Origin of the sequence: uncultured Altererythrobacter sp., assembly GCF_913057185.1 — a bacterium.
GTDB classification, from domain to species: domain Bacteria; phylum Pseudomonadota; class Alphaproteobacteria; order Sphingomonadales; family Sphingomonadaceae; genus Erythrobacter; species Erythrobacter rubellus.
On record NZ_CAJXNK010000002.1, the window covers coordinates 352,338 to 368,253 of the forward strand.

The 15,916-nt window shown below is 57.9% G+C and carries 19 protein-coding genes and 1 tRNA gene; 14 read left to right on the top strand and 6 right to left on the bottom strand.

Annotation, left to right across the window (positions count from 1 at the left end):
- Positions 1-2: 2 nt before the first annotated feature.
- From QZ487_RS09595 to aroA, 3 genes are read right to left on the bottom strand one after another with little or no spacing between them, the layout of a single operon-like run.
- A complete protein-coding gene (locus QZ487_RS09595) occupies positions 3-623 on the bottom strand; it encodes a d(CMP) kinase (RefSeq protein ID WP_296024634.1) in 621 nt (206 codons plus the stop codon).
- Positions 620-880: a permease gene (locus QZ487_RS09600; RefSeq protein WP_296024636.1), complete on the bottom strand. Its 261-nt coding sequence runs from the start codon at positions 878-880 to the stop codon at positions 620-622. Before QZ487_RS09600 ends, QZ487_RS09595 begins: the two co-directional genes overlap by 4 nt.
- Complete coding sequence (aroA, locus tag QZ487_RS09605; RefSeq protein WP_296024638.1) at positions 877-2,190, bottom strand: 3-phosphoshikimate 1-carboxyvinyltransferase; 1,314 nt, start codon at positions 2,188-2,190, stop codon at positions 877-879. Before aroA ends, QZ487_RS09600 begins: the two co-directional genes overlap by 4 nt.
- Before the next feature lie 180 nt (positions 2,191-2,370).
- Between aroA and QZ487_RS09610 the strand changes: the two genes are divergently transcribed.
- The 6 genes from QZ487_RS09610 (at position 2,371) to QZ487_RS09635 (ending at position 6,509) form a co-directional block, all read left to right on the top strand.
- The gene (locus QZ487_RS09610) at positions 2,371-2,709 is read left to right on the top strand and encodes a TIGR02300 family protein (RefSeq protein ID WP_285975431.1); all 339 of its coding nucleotides are present in this window, start codon (positions 2,371-2,373) and stop codon (positions 2,707-2,709) included.
- A 78-nt stretch (positions 2,710-2,787) separates the two neighbouring features.
- Positions 2,788-2,863 (top strand) — tRNA-Ala (locus tag QZ487_RS09615).
- A 117-nt stretch (positions 2,864-2,980) separates the two neighbouring features.
- Positions 2,981-4,453 carry a signal recognition particle protein gene (ffh, locus tag QZ487_RS09620; RefSeq protein WP_296024641.1) on the top strand — a complete coding sequence of 491 codons (1,473 nt, stop codon included), beginning with the start codon at positions 2,981-2,983 and terminating at the stop codon, positions 4,451-4,453.
- A 43-nt stretch (positions 4,454-4,496) separates the two neighbouring features.
- On the top strand, positions 4,497-5,012 hold the full coding sequence (gene rpsP / locus QZ487_RS09625) for a 30S ribosomal protein S16 (protein WP_296024642.1): 516 nt from the start codon (positions 4,497-4,499) through the stop codon (positions 5,010-5,012).
- A gap of 8 nt (positions 5,013-5,020) precedes the next feature.
- The gene (gene rimM, locus QZ487_RS09630) at positions 5,021-5,551 is read left to right on the top strand and encodes a ribosome maturation factor RimM (protein WP_296024644.1); all 531 of its coding nucleotides are present in this window, start codon (positions 5,021-5,023) and stop codon (positions 5,549-5,551) included.
- Between the two features lie 4 nt (positions 5,552-5,555).
- The gene (locus QZ487_RS09635) at positions 5,556-6,509 is read left to right on the top strand and encodes a carbon-nitrogen hydrolase family protein (RefSeq protein WP_296024646.1); all 954 of its coding nucleotides are present in this window, start codon (positions 5,556-5,558) and stop codon (positions 6,507-6,509) included.
- A gap of 9 nt (positions 6,510-6,518) precedes the next feature.
- On the opposite strand, the gene QZ487_RS09640 is transcribed toward QZ487_RS09635, so the two are convergent.
- Positions 6,519-6,983: a hypothetical protein gene (locus QZ487_RS09640; RefSeq protein ID WP_296024648.1), complete on the bottom strand. Its 465-nt coding sequence runs from the start codon at positions 6,981-6,983 to the stop codon at positions 6,519-6,521.
- Between the two features lie 109 nt (positions 6,984-7,092).
- On the opposite strand from QZ487_RS09640, the gene trmD reads away from it, so the two are divergent.
- The 3 genes from trmD (at position 7,093) to QZ487_RS09655 (ending at position 10,591) form a co-directional block, all read left to right on the top strand.
- A complete protein-coding gene (trmD, locus tag QZ487_RS09645; protein ID WP_296024650.1) occupies positions 7,093-7,866 on the top strand; it encodes a tRNA (guanosine(37)-N1)-methyltransferase TrmD in 774 nt (257 codons plus the stop codon).
- 5 nt (positions 7,867-7,871) lie between these two features.
- Positions 7,872-8,240, top strand: coding sequence for a 50S ribosomal protein L19 (gene rplS, locus QZ487_RS09650; RefSeq protein ID WP_285975424.1), 369 nt, complete (start codon positions 7,872-7,874; stop codon positions 8,238-8,240).
- A 125-nt stretch (positions 8,241-8,365) separates the two neighbouring features.
- Complete coding sequence (locus tag QZ487_RS09655; RefSeq protein ID WP_296024652.1) at positions 8,366-10,591, top strand: S9 family peptidase; 2,226 nt, start codon at positions 8,366-8,368, stop codon at positions 10,589-10,591.
- Here the strand turns inward: QZ487_RS09655 and QZ487_RS09660 are convergent.
- Positions 10,551-11,459: an alpha/beta hydrolase gene (locus tag QZ487_RS09660; protein WP_296024653.1), complete on the bottom strand. Its 909-nt coding sequence runs from the start codon at positions 11,457-11,459 to the stop codon at positions 10,551-10,553. The two genes, QZ487_RS09655 and QZ487_RS09660, sit on opposite strands and share 41 nt — an antisense overlap.
- A 75-nt stretch (positions 11,460-11,534) precedes the next feature.
- Between QZ487_RS09660 and QZ487_RS09665 the strand changes: the two genes are divergently transcribed.
- The 5 genes from QZ487_RS09665 to QZ487_RS09685 all read left to right on the top strand — a co-directional run bounded on the left by QZ487_RS09665 (position 11,535) and on the right by QZ487_RS09685 (position 14,967).
- The gene (locus tag QZ487_RS09665) at positions 11,535-12,560 is read left to right on the top strand and encodes an aspartate-semialdehyde dehydrogenase (RefSeq protein ID WP_296024655.1); all 1,026 of its coding nucleotides are present in this window, start codon (positions 11,535-11,537) and stop codon (positions 12,558-12,560) included.
- A 48-nt stretch (positions 12,561-12,608) separates the two neighbouring features.
- On the top strand, positions 12,609-13,256 hold the full coding sequence (locus QZ487_RS09670; protein ID WP_296024657.1) for a 2-hydroxychromene-2-carboxylate isomerase: 648 nt from the start codon (positions 12,609-12,611) through the stop codon (positions 13,254-13,256).
- A complete protein-coding gene (locus QZ487_RS09675; RefSeq protein WP_285975419.1) occupies positions 13,253-13,705 on the top strand; it encodes a GFA family protein in 453 nt (150 codons plus the stop codon). Before QZ487_RS09670 ends, QZ487_RS09675 begins: the two co-directional genes overlap by 4 nt.
- Positions 13,702-14,454 carry an alpha/beta fold hydrolase gene (locus tag QZ487_RS09680; protein ID WP_296024663.1) on the top strand — a complete coding sequence of 251 codons (753 nt, stop codon included), beginning with the start codon at positions 13,702-13,704 and terminating at the stop codon, positions 14,452-14,454. The genes QZ487_RS09675 and QZ487_RS09680 overlap by 4 nt, the downstream gene beginning before the upstream one ends.
- Before the next feature lie 63 nt (positions 14,455-14,517).
- Entirely contained in the window at positions 14,518-14,967 is a 450-nt protein-coding gene (locus QZ487_RS09685; RefSeq protein WP_296024666.1) for a hypothetical protein, read from the top strand.
- Positions 14,968-15,046: 79 nt separating this feature from the next.
- On the opposite strand, the gene QZ487_RS09690 is transcribed toward QZ487_RS09685, so the two are convergent.
- Entirely contained in the window at positions 15,047-15,607 is a 561-nt protein-coding gene (locus QZ487_RS09690; RefSeq protein ID WP_296024669.1) for a phosphoribosyl-AMP cyclohydrolase, read from the bottom strand.
- Between the last annotated feature and the right edge of the window lie 309 nt (positions 15,608-15,916).

The window sequence follows — 15,916 nt, forward strand, 5'->3', positions numbered from 1 at the left end:
GCCTAGCGCAGCGCTTGGCGGACAGCTTCTATTGCAGCATCAATCGCCTGCTCCTTGCCGAATGCAGTGGTGTCGATCACCATCGCATCGGGCGCTGCGCGCAATGGTGCATCCTTGCGGTTGATATCGCGCGCATCGCGAGCGGCGATATCGCGTTCGATATCGGCCAGCGGAATGTCGATTTCGCGCCCTTGCATCTCGAGCCAGCGCCGCCGCGCGCGTTCCTGCACGCTGGCCGTGATGAACAGTTTCACTTCGGCTTCTGGCGCGATCACTGTGCCGATATCTCGCCCGTCCAGCACTGCGCCGCCGGGCTGCTGCGCAAAGGCACGCTGACGCTCAAGTAGTGCTTGGCGAACTTCGGGGTGCACGGACACACGGCTCGCGTATCCGCCTGTTTCTTCACTGCGTAGGGCTGAGGATCGCAGCAAATCGCTGCGAAATTCGCAAGCCGCGAGCGCATCTTCGGGGCTATCCGGATCGCCGCCGTCAGCCACCGTCTGATAGCCGACCGCGCGATAGAGCAGGCCTGTATCAAGATAGGGTAGCTCGAAATGCTCGGCGATAGCCTCTGCGATAGTGCCTTTGCCAGAAGCAGTGGGTCCGTCGACTGCGATGATCATGACTTCGCTTTCCGCGACTTTACAGCCTTCCACAAGCCCCAGATCGCAATCGCGGCCCAAAAACCTTCGAGCACCAGGCTGGGCCAATTGGTGTGGACGATTAGAGACACGGTGAGCAGCGCCGCCCCCACCAGATTGGTCCCATGCAGAATGAACGGATTGGGCTCGTCCGTCGCGGTCAGATAGAAATATGCCCCGATGATGCAGGCCATCCCGACAAAGCCGATCAGGCTATAGATGTCCATTGCTTCGCTCATGCCGCAGCCTTCGCGAGCAGGTGCATGAAGTTAGGGAAGCTCGTCTGGATTGGGGAGGTGTCGTCCACTTCGACTCCTTTGCGGCTGGCGTTTCCGGCCACTGCCATCGCCATGGCAATGCGGTGGTCCAAATGCGTGGTCACGGGCACACCAGACGTGCCGGGCAGGGGATCGCCGCCACTGCCGTGGATAACCAAGCCATCCCCGCGCTCTTCAACTCGCGCGCCGGCCAAAGTCAGCGCATCCGCCATTGCAGACAGGCGATCGCTCTCCTTGACACGCAATTCGTCTAGGCCGCTGGTGGTGGTTGTCCCCTTCGCCAAGGCGGCGGCGACAAACAGCACTGGAAACTCATCGATCATGCTGGGCGCAACCTCAGGATCGACATCGATTCCGGTAAGTGCAGAGTGCTTGACCCTAAGATCGGCAACGGGTTCACCGCCAACCTCGCGTCGGTCCAGTTCCTCGATCTGTCCGCCCATCGCGCGCAGCACTTCGATCAGACCCGCTCGTGTCGGATTAAGACCGACATTTTCGATGACAAGATCGCTACCCTCGGTGATCAGTGCAGCAACGATCAAGAAGGCCGCTGATGATGGATCACCCGGAACGACCACATCTTGTGGCTTCAACTCCGCATCGCCGTGGATTCGGATCACACGCTCTCCATCTACCTCTTCGACTTTCAGCTCAGCGCCAAAGCCGCGCAACATCCGCTCGGAATGATCGCGCGTCGGAACGGGTTCGATCACGGTTGTAATACCCGGCGTGTTGAGGCCTGCGAGCAGCACCGCGCTTTTTACCTGAGCGCTCGCCACCGGCAGGCGATAGGTAATCGGTACTGCGGGAAGGGCACCATGCATGGTCAGCGGCAAGGTTCCGCCCTCGGACGCATCAAAATTTGCGCCCATCTGGCTCAGCGGTGTGATCACGCGGCCCATCGGACGCTTCGACAGGCTAGCATCTCCTGTGAACTGCGCGGTTATCCCATGGCTGGCGATCAGCCCCATCAGCAGGCGCGTGCTGGTGCCGCTATTGCCCATGTCGAGCGGCGCGTCAGGTTGCAGCAACCCTCCTACACCCACGCCATGGATGTGCCATGTCTCGCCGGATTTTTCGATCCTTGCACCCATGGCGCGCATAGCGGCGGCGGTCGCCATCACGTCTTCGCCTTCGAGCAAGCCGGTGACGCGGGTTTCGCCAATGGCCAGCGCACCAAACATAATCGATCGATGACTGATTGATTTGTCCCCTGGCACGCGCAAGCGCCCCGTCAGAGGTCCTGAAAAAGTGAATCTATGGCTGGGCAAGAGGGTTTCCGGTCCGTTTTGAGCTGAGATTTTAGCAGCGCGGATTTTGACAGGCGCATGGCCCTATGGCAAGGCGCCGCGCTCTTGATTCGGGCTGAATTACTACCCATAAAGAAAAAGAATTTTTCGCGCGGCCTGATTTAGCAAGAACAGCAGGCCCGACCAAAGGAATACGAAGATATGGCTAAGCCAGAATGGGGCACTAAGCGTTCCTGCCCTAAATGCGGGGAACGTTTTTACGATCTGGGCAAGGATGACCCTGCGACCTGCATCGAATGCGGTGAAGAATGGCATCCTGAGCCGGTTCTCAAACCGAAGCAGCCGATTCCGTTCGAAGACGAGAAGAAGAAGGACGTAGAACCGGATAGCGATCTGAGCGGCGACGATGATGATGATCTGAAGGATCTGGAAAACATCGATGACGCAGAAGATTCGCCAGACAATGATGTTGATCTCGGCGGTGACGATGACCTTGGCGTAAGCAAGGGCAAGGGCGACGACGAAGAAGACGATAGCTAAGATTATCGTTGCATAACTCGGAAGGCGTGTTTAACGCGCGCTCCCTGCAGGTCGAAGAGCCTGCAACATGACTGGCGCGGGGCCTTAGCTCAGCTGGGAGAGCGCTACAATGGCATTGTAGAGGTCAGCGGTTCGATCCCGCTAGGCTCCACCAGTCACCTGATAAAGTCGGATTTCATATGAGATTCGCACGCTGGCCGACGAGTTCTCGTCCGCCGGCGTTTTTCGCATTTGCGAAGCTTTCGAGCTTCGAGACTTGGAGTTGAAGACGATGTTTGACAATTTGTCCGACCGCCTTGGCGGCGTCTTTGACAAGCTCAAAGGCCGGGGCGCTCTTAAGGAACAAGACGTACGCGATGCGATGCGCGAAGTCCGCATTGCTATGCTGGAAGCCGATGTCGCTTTGCCGGTCGCGCGCCGTTTCATCGACGCTGTCACTGAAAAGGCCGTTGGTCAGGACGTTTTGCGTTCGGTCACCCCGGGCCAGCAAGTGGTCAAGATCGTTCATGACGAGCTGGTCGAGATGCTGGGCGGGGAAGAAACGCCGGGCCTCAATCTTGATGCCAAACCGCCGGTTGTGATCATCATGGTCGGTCTGCAAGGTTCGGGTAAAACCACCACTACCGCCAAGCTGGCCAAGCTGATCCGCGAAAAGCACGGCAAGAAAGCGTTGATGGCTTCGCTCGACGTCAATCGTCCGGCGGCGCAGGAACAGCTGGCTGTGCTCGGTGAGCAGACCGATATCGCAACTTTGCCAATCGTCGCGGGCCAGCAACCGGTTGATATCGCGCGCCGCGCGATGGAATCGGCCAGATTGCAGAACGTGGATGTTCTGCTGCTCGATACTGCGGGCAGGCTGCATGTTGATGAAGCGCTGATGGCCGAAATGAAGGCTATTTCTGCCGTTTCAGCGCCAACCGAGGTGCTGCTGGTGGTCGACAGCCTGACCGGCCAGGACGCGGTCAATGTCGCGCAAAGCTTTACCGGCGAAGTGCCGCTGACAGGCGTTGTCCTCACCCGTATGGATGGCGATGCACGCGGCGGTGCGGCGCTTTCCATGCGCCACGTCACGGGACAACCCATCAAGTTTGCCGGTACAGGCGAGAAGCTTGACGCGATTGAAGCATTCCATCCCTCGCGCGTTGCGGACCGCATCCTTGGCATGGGCGATGTTGTCAGCCTGGTCGAGAAGGCTGCGGCGACGATCAAGGAAGAAGACGCCGAAGCACTCGCCAAGCGTATGGCAAAGGGTCAGTTTGACCTGAATGACCTGCGTACCCAGCTGCGGCAGATGCAGAATATGGGTGGCCTCGGCATGCTGGCGGGCATGATGCCTGGCATGAAGAAAGCCAAGGCAGCGCTCGCGGCGAGCGACATGGATGACAAGGTGCTGGTGCATATGGACGCGATCATCGGTTCGATGACCGGTAAAGAGCGCGCGCGGCCCGAATTGATGAACGCCAAACGCAAGAAGCGCGTGGCGGCAGGCAGCGGCACCGATGTGCAGACCGTGAACAAGGTTCTGAAGATGCACAAGGAAATGAGCCGCGCGATGAAGCAAATCAAGAAGATGGGTGGCCTCAAAGGCCTCGCATCGATGTTTGGTGGCGGTGGCCTAGGTGCAGCCATGCCCGGCCTCGGTGGCCCGGGTGGCGGCATGCCCGGCTTGGGTGGTCCAAAGGGGCCGTCGGTTGATCCCGACACGCTCCCGCCGGAACTTAGAGACATGTTGAACAAGAAATAATTTTACTAATTTACAAAGATTTAGACTGGAAAGGTAATACACAATGGCAGTTGCAATTCGTTTGTCGCGCGGAGGCGCGAAGAAGCGTCCTTACTACCGCATCGTTGTCGCAGACGGCCGCGCGCCGCGTGACGGCAAATATCTGGAGCAGATCGGCACCTACAACCCGATGCTGCCGAAGGATTCGGACGAGCGCGTGAAGCTCAACGAAGACCGTGCGCGTCACTGGCTCTCAGTCGGTGCGAAGCCGTCTGACCGCGTGCACCGCTTCCTGGATGCGGCTGGCATCCTTGAGCGTGCACCGCGCAACAACCCGAACAAGGGTGAGCCGGGCGAAGCTGCGAAGGAACGCGCTGAAGAGAAAGCTGCAAAGCTTGCTGAAGCTGAAGAAGCGGCCAAGGAAGCAGCCGAGGCACCTGCAGAAGAAGAAGCAGTGGTTGAAGAAGCTGCCGCTGAAGAGGCGCCTGCTGAAGAAGCCGCAGCCGAAGAAGCTCCGGCCGAAGAAGCTCCGGCTGAAGAAGCGGCTGCTGAAGAAGCACCCGAAGAGAAGGCTGAGTAAGCCCTTTCATGACGGATACGCCCGTCACGCCGAAGGATCTCGATCTTGCAGCCGTAACTGGCGCGCATGGCGTGGCGGGCGAAGTCCGCTTGAAGCTGTTTGGCGAAGGCGTGGATGCGCTAGCCAAGCACAAGAGCTTCAAAACCAAAGGGTCCGATCTCACTCTGACCCTCAAGAAGATCCGCTCAGACAATAAGGGCGGCGCGATTGCGCGTTTCGCCGAGGTATCTGGGCGCGGCGCGGCGGAAAAACTGCGCGGCACCGTACTGTGCGTTCCGCGTGACGCACTGCCTTCGCTGGACGATGGCGAATACTATTTCATGGACTTGATCGGGCTGGCCGTTTTCACCGATACCGGCGACGCCGTGGGGCGCGCCGTGGATGTTCAGAATTTCGGCGCGACCGACATTATCGAGATCGCCAAAGACCCTGTGCCTGCAAAGGGCATGAAGTCCTTTATGGTCCCGATAACCAAGGACGCGGTGATCGAGTGGGACGCAGAAAAGCTTGTGATTGCAGCCAATTTCGTTGACGAATAGCGGCATGACCTCTCTCAACGTCGCGATATGCCAAGCTGCGCCGGTGCCGCTCGATTTTGCTGGCGGGATCGAGAAAGCGACGCGGATCGCGAAAGAGGCGATCGACAATGGCGCGCAGCTGGTCGCGTTCGGTGAGACTTTTCTTGGCGGATATCCGCTGTGGCTGGATGAGGCGCCGGGCGCGGCGCTGTGGGATCATCCGGGCACGAAAGCGCTGCATGCAATCATGCTCGAGCAGGCGATTGTTCCAAATGACGAGCGTTTGCTGCCCTTGCAGGAGCTGTGCGACGCAAGCGGTGCATGCATCTCTATCGGCGCGCATGAGCGGGTGCGCCAAAGCCTCTACAACAATCAGCTGATGTTCCGCCCGGAAGACACACCGCTGGATCACCGCAAGCTGGTGCCGACGCATGGTGAGCGGCTGATCTGGATGCGCGGCGATGGCTCGACGCTTAGCGTGCATCAGGCCGAGTGGGGCAAGGTCGGCAATCTGATCTGCTGGGAACATTGGATGCCGCTGGCAAGGGCTGCGATGCACAATCTGGGTGAGAGCGTGCATGTCGCCGCATGGCCGACAGTGCGAGAGGAATATGCGCTGGCGAGCAGGCATTATGCGATGGAGGGGCGGTGCTTTGTGCTGGCGGCGGGGCTGGTGCAGCATCGCGATGATCTGTTCGACGGGCTGGAACGAGTTGGCGGAAACGACGAAGCGCTCGCGTTATTTAACGCCATCGAAAGCGAACAACTCAATCGTGGCGGCTCGATGATCATCGTCCCCGATGCGCGGGTTTTGGCGCAGGCAGGCGAGGGCGAGGAAACGCTCTTCGCGGAGCTTGATCTCTCAGAGGTCGGCCAAGGCCTCGCGAGCCTCGACACCGATGGCCATTATTCGCGGCCCGATGTGTTCGAACTGCACGTCGATACTCGGGCGAAGGATGGGGTGAATTGGGCGGATTAGAGTATGTTGTTAATTGGCGTAGCGAAGCGCCCACATGCCTCGCCCTTTCCCTTCGGGCAACGCGAAAAGATCCATTCCACCTTTATACGCGTCAGAATCTGAGGAGTTTTCCTCCAGAGTTTTTCGGATCACGGCTTCGGTGCTCGGAGGAAGTGATCTTCCACCCCGGCTTCTAATCGCGCGGACAGATTTGTAAATTTCAGCCAAGTGACCTTTGCCACCGATATGGTCGAGCGCCAAAGCTACGTCGTCGATCCATGTAATCTTTCCTATGCGGGGTATGGTGATTGTCCTCTCGTGCGATTTAACTTGGATGGTCTTGGTTTCGACATGTTCGGGTCCTGCTTCCACTTCGGCTAGAAATTCTCGTTCGGCAAACATCCTAGCCAGTATGTCATTCTCCGATTTGTCTCCCTCGACGGAAGCGCTCCAAATCTTGCCAAAGATTTCGTTCGAGATTTCAATAGTGCGCATTGTTCTTTTCCAGACTTAGAGGGTTTATGAGCTGTAAAGAGGTATTTAGAGGTTTTTGGAGGGTTTTGTCAGCTTTCGGACCTTCAACTCTTCTGTTAGTCGCCTCGCCATGACCTTCGCTGCCACCATCCTCACGCTTTACCCAGAGATGTTTCCCGGGCCGCTGGGCGTTTCGCTCGCAGGCAAGGCGCTCGAGCGCGGGGACTGGTCTTGCGACACAGTCAATCCGCGCGATTTTACCGAGGACAAGCATCGCACGGTTGATGATACGCCAGCGGGCGGCGGTGCCGGGATGGTGCTGAAGGCCGATGTAATGGCGGCTGCGCTTGATTCTGTTTTGCAAATGCAAAAGCGCTCCTCTGAAGTGGAGGGGGCTTCCTCGCCCAAAGTGCCCATCCTCGCCATGACACCGCGCGGGAAACCCATCACGCAGGCACGGATTCGCGAGATAGCATCAGGGTCCGGCGTCACCATCATTTGCGGCCGTTTCGAGGGGTTTGACGAGCGGCTGTTCGAGGCTCGCCCCGAAATCGAGCAAGTCAGCCTGGCGGACATCGTGCTTTCCGGCGGGGAACCGGCGGCATTGGCGATACTTGATGCTTGCATTCGGCTGCTTCCCGGCGTAATGGGCGCGCCTTCAAGCGGAACCGAAGAATCCTTCGAAGATGGATTGCTCGAATATCCGCAATATACCCGACCTCAAACATGGGAAGGGCGCACGATCCCTGAAGTGCTGCGATCGGGGGATCATGCGAAGGTGGATACTTGGCGTAAAGCGCAAGCGGAAACCGACACTCGGCTACGCAGGCCGGACTTATGGGAACGCTATAGTGGCGATCCAGTCCGATCTGCCTCTGGTGTGCAGCGAAAAAAGAAGGACTAGGACCAGTGAACCTGATCCAGCAAATCGAAGCGGAAGAAATTGCCAAAGCTGGCAAGGACATGCCCGAATTTCGCGTCGGCGACACCGTTCGCGTGGGCGTGAAGGTTGTCGAAGGACAACGTGAGCGTATTCAGAATTTCGAAGGCGTAGTGATCGCCCGTTCCAACCGCGGAATGGGTTCGAATTTCACTGTCCGCAAGATGAGCTTTGGCGAAGGTGTTGAGCGTGTATTCCCGCTCTATGCACCAATCGTTGACAGCATCACTGTGGTTCGCCGCGGTGTCGTGCGTCGCGCGAAGCTCTATTATCTGCGTGGCCGCACCGGTAAACGTGCGCGTATCGCCGAACGCCGTGAGAATGCGCCGAAGGCGTAAATCTCGCATCAGCGAAATAGAGAAGGGCGGTCCTGCGGGGCCGCCCTTTTTCGTTGGAACTTTGCAATCGTTCAAGTTTTTCGCCATGCATCGCCAAACCGATTTGAGAGAGGTCTGTCCTTGGAATGCGCTTACTCATCGCCGTTGCCGCTTCGCTTGCTCTTGCCACTCCAACACTCGCGGATGATCACGCGATGAGCGATGCGCCAGAACTGACATTTGAGCGGGTATTCGCTTCGCCAAGCCTCAATGGATCAAGCCCGCGCGAGGCCAAGCTTTCGCCCGATGGACGCTATCTCACGCTGCTGGGCAATCGCGAGGATGACAGCGCGCGCTATGATCTGTGGGGCTTTGATCGTGAGAGGGGCGAGTGGACCATGCTGGTCGACAGCGAGAAGCTCAGCTCAGGCCGCACGCTGTCCGAGGATGAGCTGATGCAGCGCGAGCGGCAGCGTGTCGGCAATCTCAAGGGCATCATCAGCTATCAATGGGCGAGCGATGGCAAGTCCGTGCTCGTGCCGCTGGACGGTGACCTCTATCTCGCAGGCCTTGATGGATCAGTCACGCAATTGACTGACACTGAAGAGAGCGAGCTCAACCCCAAGCTCAGCCCCCGCGCTGGCTATGTCTCTTTCGTGCGCGATCGCCAGCTTTGGGTTGGCGAAGTAGGCTCGGAAGCTACGTCGATCACTCCCAAGGAAGGCGAGAACATCCGCTGGGGCGAAGCCGAGTTCGTCGCACAGGAGGAAATGGCCCGCCTCACTGGCTTCTGGTGGGACGGGAATGATACGCGCATCGCAGTCCAGCGCACTGATGAAACACCTGTGGCGGTTGTGAACCGCGCCGCGATTGGCGCGACTGGCACACGGGTATTTTCTCAGAAATACCCCTTCGCGGGCAGCGACAATGCGATTGTCGAGCTCTACATCATGGACCCGGACGGGCAGAACCGTGTGAAAGTAGATCTGGGCGAAGAGACCGATATCTATCTCGCGCGGGTCGATTGGGGCCCGGACGATTATCTTTATGTCCAGCGCCAGAACCGCGAACAAACCGTGCTCGACATGCTGCGTGTCGATCCGATTACCGGCGAAAGTCAGTTGTGGTTCACGGAAAGCGCAGCGCGTGATGACTTCTGGATCAACTTGGACGACAATTATCGCTTCCTCAACGACGGATCGCTGATCTGGTGGAGCGAGCGCGACGGTTTTGGGCACCTCTACCGGTTTGCTGAAGGCGAATGGACACAGCTCACCAGCGGCGAATGGGTTGTCACTGGCCTTGTCGGCGTCGATCAGGAGCGTGGCCGCCTCTATTTCGCAGGCAATGCCGATGGTGTGCTGGAACGGCATATCTACGCGCTTGACCTCGATACCCCCGGCGAATGGACGCGGCTGACCGAACCCGGCTTCGTCAACTCCGCCAGCATGGACAAGAAAGGGCAATCGCTGCTGATCTCGCGCTCTGCATCAAACCAGCCGCCACAAACCTATCTTGCCGATATGGACGGCAACCGGATCGCCTGGGTTGAAGAAAACGCGCTCGACGTGGATCATCCTTATGCGCCGTATCTGGCCAGCCATGTTGCGCCAGAATTTGGCACGGTGGCCGCCGAAGATGGCACACCGCTGCATTACACGATGATCAAGCCGGAAATGGAGCCGGGCAAGAAATACCCCGTGTTCTTCTACCACTATGGCGGACCTGGCCCGCAGTTGGTCGATCGCGGCTGGGACGGGGCTTTGGCGCAAGCGGTGGTCGATAAGGGTTATATCTGGTTTGCGCTCGACAATCGCGGGTCGAACAATCGCGGGGTCGATTTCGAACAGCCAATCTACCGCGCGATGGGCGGGGTCGAAGTGCGCGATCAGGCGAAAGGTACCGAGTTCCTTAAGACGCTTGAATTCGTCGATCCGGACAAGATTGCGATCTACGGCTGGTCCTACGGCGGATACATGACCTTGAAGCGCTTGCAGGCAGAGCCGGGCGTCTATGCCGCGGGTATTTCCGGCGCGCCGGTTACCAAGTGGGAGCTTTACGACACGCACTATACAGAGCGTTATATGGGCGATCCGCGACTTGTACCGACGGCCTATGAGGATTCCAATGCGATGAAGGACGCGACCAAGATGTCAGATCCGCTGTTGTTGGTGCACGGCATGGCTGACGACAATGTGGTGTTCGAACATTCGTCAGAACTGATCGCGGCGTTGCAAGAGGGCAATGTCCCGTTCGAGATGATGCTCTATCCCGGATACACGCACCGCGTGGCGGGCGAGAATATCTCACCGCATCTTTGGAATACCTATTTCAACTTCCTCGAACGGCACGGCGTGACTCCGCCTGAATAGGGCGCGGGGTTTCCGCCAACCATTCAAGCACCTTGGCTGCGACCTCGTCGGGAGCTTCCACCTGGGGATAGTGCCCGATTTTGGGCAGTAAATGGTTGCGCGCATTGGGCAACACGTCGCGCCATTTGCGATAGGCGTGTTCTCCGGACACCGGATCAAGTGCACCGTTGATCAGGCCGATGCGCGCTTGCGAATGTTCTAACGCGCCCACCCAGCGCGCCTCATGTTCGCGGCGATCGGCGATGTAGTGCAGCAGTTTGTGGAAGATCAGGTTTCCGTCATGCTCGTTAATGAATTCCCAAAAGCTGTCCAGTTCGGCTTCGCTCGGCTGAGTGTCTGGGCCGAAAACTTCTGAGAAGCTCTTCCCGAAACCCTTTCGGTTCAGCAATCGGCTGACGATAAAGCCCATGGGCGAAGTGCCCAGTTTCTGGATTGGCCGCGGGCGGTGCTGATCCGGAAATATGCCCCCGTTGAGGAATATCATCTGACCCAATCCGGTTGCGCCAGTACCGTCGACGTTTCGGGCCAGCAATTCCTGCCCCACCGACACGCCGTAATCATGCACGAGCGCATCCCACTCACTAACCTTGAGGTGTGAGAGCAGTGCTTCCTGAAGATCTGTTTGAAGGTGGATCGAATAGCCTGAGCGGGGTTTTGCCGACAAGCCGAAGCCTAACATGTCGCACGCGATCAGGCTGTAATGTTTGGAAAGCTCTTCCCACACAGGTTCCCAATCCCATGCGCAGGTTGGGAAACCATGGACAAGCAGGAGGGGGGGACCCTCACCGCCGGTCCAATAGGCGATCTGGTGTCCCTCAAAGGTGAAATAGTTCGCGCGACCGCGCCATTCGGCTGTATTGGCATGCATAGGTTTTCCTCTTGCTATGCAGGGCTAGTCGCGGCAGCGGGGTGTGCAAGCAATTTTATGCGACGGAGAATGTAATTGGGTTATCGGGTGGCAGTTGTTGGCGCGACAGGCAATGTCGGGCGCGAAATGATGCAGATCCTCGCAGAGCGCGAGTTTCCGTGTGATGAGGTCGCGGCAGTCGCATCGTCGCGCTCGCACGGGACAGAGGTGGAATTCGGCGACACCGGCAAGATGCTCAAATGCAGGAACATTGAGCATTTTGACTGGGCGGGCTGGGATATTGCGCTGTTCGCGGCTGGCAGCGGCCCGGCGAAGGAATATGCGCTCAAGGCTGCGGCGGCAGGCTGTGTGGTGATTGACAACAGCTCTCTCTACCGGATGGATCCGGACGTTCCGCTGATCGTCCCAGAGGTCAATCCGGAAGCGATCGACGACTATTCGAAACGCAACATCATCGCGAACCCCAATTGCTCGACTGCGCAAATGGTTGTCGCGCTAAAGCCGCTGCACGATGCGGCGACGATCAAGCGTGTCGTTGTTTCGACCTATCAGTCCGTGTCAGGCGCAGGAAAGGCCGGAATGGACGAGCTTTTCCAGCAGAGCCGCGCAATCTTTGTTGGTGACCCCGTTGAAGCGGAAAAGTTCACCAAGCAGATCGCCTTTAACGTGATCCCGCATATCGATGTCTTCCTGGACGATGGAGCGACCAAGGAAGAATGGAAGATGGTGGTCGAGACCAAGAAGATTCTTGACCCCAAGATCAAACTGACTGCCACATGTGTGCGCGTGCCGGTGTTCGTTGGCCATTCCGAAGCGATCAATATCGAATTCGAGAATGAGCTTTCAGCCGAACGAGCGATGGAAATCCTGCGTGAGGCGCCGGGCGTTATGCTGGTCGACAAGCGCGAGGACGGCGGATACGTCACCCCGGTCGAATGCGCAGGCGATGGCGCTACCTATGTCAGCCGGGTTCGCGAAGACCCGACGGTAGAGAATGGCCTGACGCTTTGGTGCGTGTCAGACAATCTGCGCAAAGGCGCGGCGCTGAATGCTGTTCAGATTGCCGAACTGCTCGGCCGCACGCATCTCAAGAAGGGGTGACGCATTTCAAGGGGTGACGAGTGTCTATGAATGCGGCACAAGTTCTGCATGACACTGACTGCAGATCTCTATTTCAGCTTTCGTTCGCCTTACAGCTATCTCGCCATAGGGCGATATAGCGAACTGTCTGAGACTCACAATGTCGATATCGCGCTGCGGCCGGTATATCCGATCGCGATCCGCGATCCCGACATCCTGTTCACCAACGCCTTGCAGGGCCGATACATCTTCATAGATTCCGCGCGTTCGGCTCAGATGCTGGGAACTCCCTATCGTTGGCCGCGCCCTGACCCGGTGGTGCAGGACATGATGACACGCAAAGTGTCTGACGAGCAGCCTTACATCTACCGGCTGACGCGTATGGGGCAGGCGGCTCAAAGGCGCGGCAAAGGTATCGCTTTCGCCGACGAAGTGTCCAAGATCATCTGGTCAGGTGAAGTCGATAATTGGCACGAGGGTGACCATCTGGCTGAAGCGGTCAAACGTGCAGGGCTGCATCTGGACGAGCTGGATGCCGAGGCGGCAGCTCGGACAGAGGAACTCGACGCGGAAATCGCCGCGAACCAAGATGCGTTGGCGGCCGCTGGTCATTGGGGGGTGCCGACGCTGGTGTTTGAGGGCGAACCCTTCTTCGGGCAGGACCGGATCGAAATGGCGAAATGGCGCATGGAGCAAAAAGGGCTGACCAAGCGATGACAGCTATTCTGACTGGGCGGTGCCAGTGCGGCGCTGTGACCTATCGCGCAAAGGCTGAGGCTAAGGGGTACGCCTGCCATTGCCTTGATTGTCAGAAGCAATCGTCAAGCGCGTTTGGTATCTCACTGTCCATGGATACGACGAACCTGACCGTTGAGGGCGAGCTGGGCAGCTATACCAAGACCGCCGATAGCGGCGCTCAAACCGATTGTTATTTTTGCCCCAGTTGCGGCAGCCGGATCTATCATGAAGGCAAAAGCAGGCCGGGGAAGGTCACGATCAAGGCGGGTACGCTTGACGACACGTCCGCTCTGCAGTTGACCGGGCACCTCTGGGTCAGTCGCAAGCAACCGTGGCTTCATCTAGGAGAGGAATTGCCCGTGTGGCTAACGCAGCCGACAGCGCCGGACGAATGGGAGATGCTCTGGAGCGGCGGACGCGAAGAATGACGGACTATTTTGAAAGCTTCGACAGCACCAAGCTTGCCGTTCACCGTACGGGCGAAGGACCGCCCGTGGTACTGCTGCACGGGTTGTTTTCCAGCGCGGATATGAACTGGATCAAATGGGGGCATGACGCAAAGATCGCCGAGGCTGGGTACGAAGCGATCATGCTCGATTTCCGCGTGCATGGGGAAAGCGAAAGCCCGACCGATCCCGACAGCTATCCGCAAAATGTCCTGGTGCGTGATGTTGCGGCATTGATCGAGCATCTCGAGCTTGACGACTATGTTCTCGGCGGATTTTCACTTGGCGCGCGCACTTCGCTGCATGCGGTGGCGCATGGCGTGCTCAATCCCTCACGGTTGATTGTCGGCGGGATGGGCACAGCGGGGCTAGGCGAGTGGAACAAGCGCTCAGCCTTTTTCAAACGCGTGATTGATGAATTCGACACGATCGGAAAAGACGATCCAGCTTACTATTCGCGTCAGTTTCTGAAGTCTCAGGGCGTGAACCGGGTCGCGGCTCGCCTTTTGCTTGACACCATGCCTGATCTTGATCTTGCGATGCTTGCCAATGTCACGGTCCCGACGCTGGTGGTATGTGGTGAGGAAGACCGCGATAATGGATCGGCGGAAGAGCTTGCTGGCATGCTGCCAGATGCGACATTCGTTGAAACGCCGGGCAATCATTTGATGAGCGCAACCAAGCCCGAAATGGGCGATGCGATCGCTAACTGGCTTCAGGAGACGGCATAACCTAAGATAAAGCCCCCTCTCAAGTTTTGGCTCTCTGGCCTCGGAATATTTGGAATATTCATCGTGTTGGGCGCGCTCGCCGGCGATGCGAGCCAATACAATATCGTCGATCATCAGGGTGCCGGTACTGCGGAAATGGTCAATACCATTCAAGCAGACTGGCGCGCCAACGGCCTGCGCAATGCAGTCATCTACGGCATGATCGCGGACTTTGTGTTCATTGCGGTTTATGGCTGGGGGAGCTTTGTTGCCGGACGAAGTTTCTATCGGTCCGGCAACGCACTGGTTCGGCTTCTTGGCGGATTTATAGCAGCGGCCGCCGTTGTCTTCCTGATCAGCGACTATCTGGAAACTATCCTGCAGTTCGCTCAGATGCTGCAAAACGAAGGCGTTGACTGGATGGCAGCTACGGCTGCGACGGCTCAGCCGATCAAGTTTGCTGCGTTCTATGTTACCTTTTTTGGAGTGCTCGCCGCGCTTTGCGCCCGACTTGTTAATCGTCCCAAGACATGAAGCAAAATAAGAGTCCCGCCGCAACTTTGCGCGACGGGGGCCAATATCCTGCCTTATTGGCAGGCTCGCTGTTCAGCGTTTATTCTGCGCTGAATGGCAGCGACGAGTGGTGCAGGTTAATCACCACGTCGCCAGCTTCATTGCGCATGTAGCCGAAGGTGTATTCAACCTTGGTTTCATTGCCGTCTGTGCCGGTGAAGTAGTAATTGCCCATCGCCAGCGCGCTGTCACCGTCAGTGATGGTTCCTTCGTTTTCCCACCGCACGTTTGTGTAAGGTGCGATTGCGAAGCCGCCATCTTCCGTGCCTTCGGTGCCGATGAAGTAGCTCAGCGCTTCGCCGAAATTGCCGCGGAACTGGTCTTCGGCAGCCAGAGTCGGCTTGAACAGTACGTCAGCGCCATCTTCGTAGGCGTAGAATGTGTTGATGTGGTCTGTCGCTGCGGCAGCAACGTCACCACCTTCGCTGTGAACCTTGCCGATATTGACGATGCCTTCGCCCCAGCCTTGCTGAGCCGCTGCTACTTCTTCAGCTGTGATCGGTGCTGCACCAGCATTAGCTTCAGTGGTTGCTTCGCCACCACAGGCTGCAACAGCAAGGCTAGCCGCTGCAATCGCAGGTACCATTACGTTCTTGCGCATTTTGGTCTCCAAAAGCATGTCTGCCCCCACGCGGGGAATGTTATAATGATCATCGACTGCGGTCTTTGGAGAGGTCGCATAACGGACCCCACTCGACCGAAGTCGGTACGGTCCGCCATCACGTGCGTTTTCTTGTCGCACGCCAGAGGGGCCTGGCCCGTGGTCAAATAGCCACGAGAGAAAGGGATGGTTCCATGCTTGTTGTGATTTTCTCGCAATCGCCGTTTGCCCCGCGAATCCGCTTGGGATGGATGGGACAAATGCTGTAGGGGGCCTGCATTCCGTAACGGCTGGACCAAAGTGAGAGAA

Bases quoted from the DNA above. Each gene is read 5' to 3' on its own strand.
- QZ487_RS09595 (WP_296024634.1), bottom strand. From the start codon at position 623: ATGATCATCGCAGTCGACGGACCCACTGCTTCTGGCAAAGGCACTATC.
- QZ487_RS09600 (WP_296024636.1), bottom strand. From the start codon at position 880: ATGAGCGAAGCAATGGACATCTATAGCCTGATCGGCTTTGTCGGGATG.
- QZ487_RS09610 (WP_285975431.1), top strand. From the start codon at position 2,371: ATGGCTAAGCCAGAATGGGGCACTAAGCGTTCCTGCCCTAAATGCGGG.
- ffh (WP_296024641.1), top strand. From the start codon at position 2,981: ATGTTTGACAATTTGTCCGACCGCCTTGGCGGCGTCTTTGACAAGCTC.
- rpsP (WP_296024642.1), top strand. From the start codon at position 4,497: ATGGCAGTTGCAATTCGTTTGTCGCGCGGAGGCGCGAAGAAGCGTCCT.
- rimM (WP_296024644.1), top strand. From the start codon at position 5,021: ATGACGGATACGCCCGTCACGCCGAAGGATCTCGATCTTGCAGCCGTA.
- QZ487_RS09635 (WP_296024646.1), top strand. From the start codon at position 5,556: ATGACCTCTCTCAACGTCGCGATATGCCAAGCTGCGCCGGTGCCGCTC.
- QZ487_RS09640 (WP_296024648.1), bottom strand. From the start codon at position 6,983: ATGCGCACTATTGAAATCTCGAACGAAATCTTTGGCAAGATTTGGAGC.
- trmD (WP_296024650.1), top strand. From the start codon at position 7,093: ATGACCTTCGCTGCCACCATCCTCACGCTTTACCCAGAGATGTTTCCC.
- QZ487_RS09655 (WP_296024652.1), top strand. From the start codon at position 8,366: ATGCGCTTACTCATCGCCGTTGCCGCTTCGCTTGCTCTTGCCACTCCA.
- QZ487_RS09660 (WP_296024653.1), bottom strand. From the start codon at position 11,459: ATGCATGCCAATACAGCCGAATGGCGCGGTCGCGCGAACTATTTCACC.
- QZ487_RS09670 (WP_296024657.1), top strand. From the start codon at position 12,609: ATGACACTGACTGCAGATCTCTATTTCAGCTTTCGTTCGCCTTACAGC.
- QZ487_RS09675 (WP_285975419.1), top strand. From the start codon at position 13,253: ATGACAGCTATTCTGACTGGGCGGTGCCAGTGCGGCGCTGTGACCTAT.
- QZ487_RS09680 (WP_296024663.1), top strand. From the start codon at position 13,702: ATGACGGACTATTTTGAAAGCTTCGACAGCACCAAGCTTGCCGTTCAC.
- QZ487_RS09690 (WP_296024669.1), bottom strand. From the start codon at position 15,607: ATGCGCAAGAACGTAATGGTACCTGCGATTGCAGCGGCTAGCCTTGCT.